Raw genomic sequence first — 5,846 nt, 5'->3', positions numbered from 1 at the left:
ACAGAAACTCAAAGCGTGACAAGCACTTACGCTCGCCCCTGGAGCAGACCCCGCGCCAATCCTCGCTCTGCGGGGAGGCACGAACCGTCACTTTCTGCACTGAAATCAAATGGACCCCTTCTCCGGCTCGAAGTACGGAGCCAGTCTTGCCAAGAGCGCTGGAATTTCCATCACCTCTTCGTCGCTGCCACGCTGGGCGTGGCGCACCCGCAGGCGCGCGGGTGTGGCCATGGGACCCACCAGTTGCACGCGCCAAACACCGTTCCCGCTCTGTCCCCGGTATTGCTTGAGTACCCGTGGGCCGTGGCGGAGTCGTTCTGGCAATTCCTCCTCGAGTTGTTTGAGGCTGTCGACTCGGCAAACGTCGCTGCCAAACGGGAGATCGCGCGTGTGGAACAAGACGTCCTTGGTTCCCAGCTTCAGGATGGCCTCCGGATGCGCGCTGACCACAATCCCCGAGTCGGCAACCCGCCGCAGCATGGCGTCCAGGACATCCCGTCGTCGTCCGCCTTCGATGGGATTGCACCAGACCAGCACGAGGCGGCAGTTGCGCAGCTGCGTCTCCACTTCTTCGGCGAAGTCGTCGTTGTACACGGCAGGGACCGCCGTCACGCCGGCGAGGGCGAAAGCATCAAACAACGCAGCAAACCGGCTCTCGGTCGGATCAGAGCGATCCCGCATGCGGCGATCGCCTGGATAAAGTAATGCGACGGTTGATGTAGGCAAGGGCAACTCCTCAGCGGCTCACACGCCAGCAAGCTGCCAGAGCAATTGAAGCGTATTTCATAAGGTCCTCATGGCATTCATAAGAGCTTCAGCAATGGATACCCCCACTGGGCCGAAGAGAGCCTCGACCAGCAAAGTATTCGCGTTTCTGGTCTGTTGACTCTTTTAATGTCGAGTTCAAGACATTACAGTATGATCATGACATGAGTTTGCTGTTCTTGCCACCCTGGTTGTTGCTGATTGTTTCACTGCCTACATCCGGCGCCACCGCGCGGACCCGCATTTGGCGGGCGTTGAAGTCGCTTGGCTGCATGGCATTACGGGACGGGGCGTATCTCCTACCAGCTGGTGAGGAACGCGAAGTGGCGCTGCAGGAACTGGCTGAGGAATGCCGGCGCGAGGGAGGCCACGCGTGGCTGATGGACGTGCAGCCGCGGTCCGTCGACGAAGCTGCAACCTACCGGCAGCTGTTTGACCGCAGCGACGATTACGCCGAGCTGTGCAAGTCCTGGAAGGAGGCGGGACGCACGCTCAGCGGGCTGGCGGGGTCCGAGGTCTCGCGCATGCAGCGCAGGCTGCAGCGCGAGCGCGACATGGTGCGGGCCATTGACTTCTTCCCCGGCGACGCGAGCCTGGAGGCAGAGGCGGCCTGGACGGAGTTCACCCAACGCATCGAGCGGGTGTTGTCGCCAGACGAGCCTCACGAAACGGCAGGCGGCATTGCCAGGCTGGATGCGAGCAGCTACCAAGGCCGGACGTGGGCCACGCGACGTCGGCCCTGGGTGGACCGCGTTGCCAGCGCATGGTTGATTCAGCGCTTCATCGACCGCGATGCGCGTTTTCAGTGGCTGTCCCAGCCGTCAGATTGCCCGAAAGGCGCACTCGGTTTCGATTTCGACGGCGCGGCGTTTACGCACGTGGGCGAGCGGGTGACCTTCGAGACGCTAATGGCTAGCTTCGACCTGGAGCAGGATGCTGCGCTCATGCGCGTCGCCGCGCTTGTACACCAGCTCGACGTGGGCGGCGAACCGGTCGCCGAGGCTGCAGGCTTCGAGGCCGTGCTGGCAGGCGCGCATCAACGCCTGGACGAGGACGACGCGCTGCTGGCGGAGATGAGCAAAATGCTCGACTCCCTGTACGCGTACTTTCAACAAGCTGGCGGTCGCCCAGGATGACCCAGATGATCCGCCCAGCCCCCCGCACATTGGTGAGCTTCGCGCCAAGTTACCCCGAGCCACACCTGGAACCCACCCAACTGCCGATAGCGACTTTGATTCAACCAACCACCTGTTCTGTAACCATGACCGGATAACGCCATGACACTTTTCCTGACCGGCTTGCGCGCCGCTTCGATCATCCGTCCCAACCTCAACTCTGAACCGGGGGCAGCATGAGTGCGCAGACGACCACCGGCGCTGCCGGCCCCGAGGCCGTGCCTCCGACGCTGACGTACTTTCAGCTTTTCATGCGGTTTCTCAAATTCGGCTTCCTTGCCTGGGGAGGCCCGGTGGCGCAGGTCGCCATGCTGCGCCGGGAACTGGTGAACGAGGAACGATGGATTTCCAGCGAACGCTTCAACCGCTTGCTGGCCGTGATGCAGGTGCTGCCCGGACCCGAGGCGCACGAGCTGTGCGTGCATCTGGGCATGCGTGCGAAGGGGCGGCTGGGCGGGGTGCTGGCCGGTCTCGCATTCATGCTCCCGGGATTCCTGTTGATGCTGGCGCTGTCATGGCTTTACTTCCGGATGGACATCGCTGGCACGGCACTGGGCGCCGCGTTCCTTGGTGTACAGGCAGCAGTGATCGCCCTGATCGTACGGGCGGTGCACCGGATCGGCGAGCACATCCTGGTGGACCGTTGGCTGTGGGCCATCGCCATCGTGGCCGCACTCGCCTCCGCCGCCGGCGTGGCCTTCTGGATCACCCTGCCAGCCGCCGGCGGCGTCTATGCCTTGTGGATGCTCAAGCGTGGCAGGCTCGCCCTCCTGGTCGCTGCCGGCGCGGTGGCGCTGGCCGCCGCGATGGCGCTCTGGGCGCCGCGCGCACAGCCGCTGGTGGAGGCGGTCGTCCAGGGCGAGGCTTCGCTGCTGCTCATCTTCGTCGCCGGGTTGAAGGCGGGCCTGCTCACCTTCGGCGGTGCCTACACGGCGATCCCGTTCATCCGCAATGACGCGGTCGGCCGCGGCTGGATCACCGACGGCCAGTTCCTCGACGGCCTGGCCTTGTCTGGGGTGCTGCCCGCGCCGCTCATCATCTTCGCCACTTTCGTTGGCTATGTTGCCGGCGGGCCGCTCGGTGCGCTGGTCATGACCGCCGGCGTCTTTCTTCCCGCGTTTGCCTTCTCGCTGATCTTCTACGACCGGCTCGAGGCAGTGCTAGAGGTCAAGGAGATGCACGCCTTCCTCGACGGCGTCGCCGCCGGGGTGGTCGGCCTAATCGCCGCGACCACGGTTGACCTGGCGTTCGTCACCGCCGCGCGTGTGCCGTCGTTGGCGGTGGCCGTATCGATCTTTGTCGCGGCCTTGGCCTTCCTGTATGCCTGGAAGAACAAGCTCAACATCGCAGTCGCGATCATCGGGGCCGGAGTCGCGGGTTGGCTGCTGATGCCGAGCGGCGCGTGAGCCAGCAGGGTATGCAGCCTGTTGCTTGCCCTCGCTCAGCGCGCTGCGTCGCGTTAAAGGTCGCTCCGATCAAGAAAAGTCGCGCCAGCGGAGGCCTCGGCTCAACCCGCCTAGACGGACGGCTGCGCCGAAACGTTGCTTGCGGTTGCTTGCTGCTCGTGCTTGGTGCATGGACGCTGCCGGACGTGGCCGCTGAATCGGCGGCTTTTGCTCCTTTGAATGGCCAGCAGATCCGCTCCGCGTTGCGCGGCAGCTCAGTCGGCGACGGGAGACATTGGGAGCATCAGTACCTCCCCGATGGTCGACTCATCCGCTCCGAGAGCGGGACAAGCAAAGCGGGCCAATGGTCGGTTCAAGGCGACCAGCTGTGCCTGCTGAAGCCCGAGATCAGCAGCACACAGGCGGCGTGCTTCTCGGTGCATCGACGAGGCAACGAGTTGCAGTACCTAGATGGGCAGCAACTCGTATATCAAGGTTTTCTTAAAAGGAGTTCATGATGACTACATCCCCAGCATTTCAAAGTCAGGACGCGCTCAAGCCGCTGCCGTTCGATCCGTCAAAACTAACGGGTCTGTCCGAACGAATGATTCGTTCCCATTGGGAAAACAATTACGGCGGCTCGGTCAAGGCACTGGCCGCTGTCAAGGCCCGGCTGGTGCAGGCCGCAGGCGACAAGGACCTGCCGCCCTACATCTACAACGACCTGAAGCGCGAGCACCTAATTCGCACTGGATCGGTGGTGCTGCACGAACTGTATTTCGAGAACCTCGGGGGCAGTGGCGAGGCCGCAGCTACCGAGCGAGAGGCGATCGCTCAAGCCTTCGGCAGCTTCGAAGACTGGGAGAGGGAATTCCGCCGCATCGGTGCCGGCCTCGGTGGGGGGTCCGGCTGGGTGGTTCTTGGGTTCAACCTGCACACCAGGCAGCTGGAAAATTACTGGATGGCCGATCACGCGCATGGACCGGCCGCCACCGTTCCGATCCTGGTGATGGACATGTACGAGCACTCTTATCAGATGGACTACGGCGCTGCGGCGGCGAAATACATTGATGCTTTCTTCCAGAACATCCAGTGGGAGAGCGTGAGTGCACGGCTGGCCGGCGCACGTGCGATATGAGGCATTTAGCGTTGCATGTGGCGGGTTGGCACTCTCTCGTGTGCACGTGAAGATAGGCATCTCCGGACACCGACGGCGCGACGGCGCGACGGCTCGGTATTCTCACAGGCGCGGACCCAAGCTGGCTGGTCTTGGTGCCCTTGTCCATCCTGGCCGAGCAACTGGTGCGTGCATGGAACTGGCGCCAATTGCTGTACCCCCTGCGCCCGGCGGGGCGCTTCGATTTGTTCGGCACCATCATGGCTGGCTACCTGCTGGCGGAGCGGGGCAAGCCACGCTAATGGACAGGCGAAAAACAAACTGAAATGAATCGTGTTGTTGACTACATCGAAGCCGCTGAGCGCGACAACACGCGTCGGAGCTACGCTTCGGCCATACGACATTTTGAAATAGAGTGGAAAGGCCTCCTGCCCTCGACGGCTGACGCCATCGCCCGCTACCTCGCCGACTACGCGCCTACCTTGGCCATCAACACCCTTCGCCAGCGGCTGGCGGCACTGTCCCGATGGCATGCCGACCAAGGTTTTGCGGACCCCACCAAGTCGCCCTTGGTGCGCCAGGTCCTTAAAGGCATTCGCTCAATTCACGCCGTGCCAGAAAAGCGCGCGCGCCCCCTGGAGCTGGCGGTGCTCCAGCAGATCGACCAGTGGCTCGATGTCGCGATTGGCAACGCCCAGCGGTCCGGCGACCGGCCGGCCTTGCTGCGCCAAACCCGCAACCGCAGCCTGATGTTGCTGGGGTTCTGGCGCGGCTTTCGCTCCGACGAGTTGGTCAACCTGCGCGTAGAGAACATCGAGGTGACGCCGGGCCAGGGCATGGCGTGCTACCTGGGCCGCACCAAAGGCGACCGGCAGCTGCAGGGCCGTGTTTTCAAATGCCCAGCCTTGTCCCGCTTATGTCCCGTGACGGCCTTCAATGCCTGGATCGACCTGGCCGGGTTGACCGAGGGTCCGGTGTTCCGCAAGATCGACCGCTGGGGGAATGTGGCCGACGAAAGTCTGCATGCCGACAGCCTGATTCCGTTGTTGCGCAGCCTGTTCGCCGAAGCCGGTGTCGAGTCGCCCGAGGAATACAGCAGCCACTCCTTGCGCCGCGGCTTTGCCGGCTGGACCCGCGCCAGCGGCTGGGACATCAAGGAACTGATGGAATACGTCGGCTGGAAGGATGTCAAATCGGCCATGCGCTACCTCGATGCGTCGGATTCCAGCCTGCAGGCCCGGTTCGAGCAGGGCCTGACGGCCCTGGCACCGGCAGTTCCGCAGCTAGGGGTCCATTTGATTTCAGTGCAGAAAGTGACGGTTCGTGCCTCCCCGCAGAGCGAGGATTGGCGCGGGGTCTGCTCCAGGGGCGAGCGTAAGTGCTTGTCACGCTTTGAGTTTCTGT

Annotated in this window: 7 protein-coding genes; 6 read left to right on the top strand and 1 reads right to left on the bottom strand. The window is 63.3% G+C overall.

The features are described 5' to 3' along the window. Nucleotides 1–105 precede the first annotated feature (105 nt). The gene (locus GHT07_RS21185) at nt 106–726 is read right to left on the bottom strand and encodes a Cj0069 family protein (RefSeq protein ID WP_228488481.1); all 621 of its coding nucleotides are present in this window, start codon (nt 724–726) and stop codon (nt 106–108) included. Nucleotides 727–929: 203 nt separating this feature from the next. Between GHT07_RS21185 and GHT07_RS21180 the strand changes: the two genes are divergently transcribed. The 6 genes from GHT07_RS21180 to GHT07_RS21155 all read left to right on the top strand — a co-directional run. Further along, nucleotides 930–1,901 (top strand): chromate resistance protein ChrB domain-containing protein, encoded by a 972-nt coding sequence (locus GHT07_RS21180; RefSeq protein WP_024815564.1) that lies wholly within the window; start codon nt 930–932, stop codon nt 1,899–1,901. Nucleotides 1,902–2,116: 215 nt separating this feature from the next. After that, on the top strand, nt 2,117–3,346 hold the full coding sequence (locus tag GHT07_RS21175) for a chromate transporter (protein WP_051463546.1): 1,230 nt from the start codon (nt 2,117–2,119) through the stop codon (nt 3,344–3,346). Between the two features lie 149 nt (nt 3,347–3,495). Next, nucleotides 3,496–3,843: a hypothetical protein gene (locus GHT07_RS21170; protein WP_024815562.1), complete on the top strand. Its 348-nt coding sequence runs from the start codon at nt 3,496–3,498 to the stop codon at nt 3,841–3,843. After that, nucleotides 3,840–4,463 carry a superoxide dismutase gene (locus GHT07_RS21165; protein ID WP_230305086.1) on the top strand — a complete coding sequence of 208 codons (624 nt, stop codon included), beginning with the start codon at nt 3,840–3,842 and terminating at the stop codon, nt 4,461–4,463. Before GHT07_RS21170 ends, GHT07_RS21165 begins: the two co-directional genes overlap by 4 nt. A gap of 134 nt (nt 4,464–4,597) precedes the next feature. Next, nucleotides 4,598–4,744, top strand: coding sequence for a hypothetical protein (locus GHT07_RS21160; RefSeq protein WP_153587080.1), 147 nt, complete (start codon nt 4,598–4,600; stop codon nt 4,742–4,744). Nucleotides 4,745–4,768: 24 nt separating this feature from the next. Then, on the top strand, nt 4,769–5,846 hold a 1,078-nt coding region (locus GHT07_RS21155; protein ID WP_153587079.1), incomplete at its 3' end, for a site-specific integrase.

Origin of the sequence: Caenimonas koreensis DSM 17982 (assembly GCF_009646335.1) — a bacterium.
Taxonomy (GTDB): domain Bacteria; phylum Pseudomonadota; class Gammaproteobacteria; order Burkholderiales; family Burkholderiaceae_C; genus Ramlibacter; species Ramlibacter koreensis.
This window is presented reverse-complemented; position numbering and strand designations above follow the sequence as displayed.

What these genes read in the sequence shown, in the direction of transcription:
- GHT07_RS21180 (WP_024815564.1), top strand. Translation starts at nt 930, where the DNA reads ATGAGTTTGCTGTTCTTGCCACCCTGGTTGTTGCTGATTGTTTCACTG.
- GHT07_RS21175 (WP_051463546.1), top strand. Translation starts at nt 2,117, where the DNA reads ATGAGTGCGCAGACGACCACCGGCGCTGCCGGCCCCGAGGCCGTGCCT.
- GHT07_RS21165 (WP_230305086.1), top strand. Translation starts at nt 3,840, where the DNA reads ATGATGACTACATCCCCAGCATTTCAAAGTCAGGACGCGCTCAAGCCG.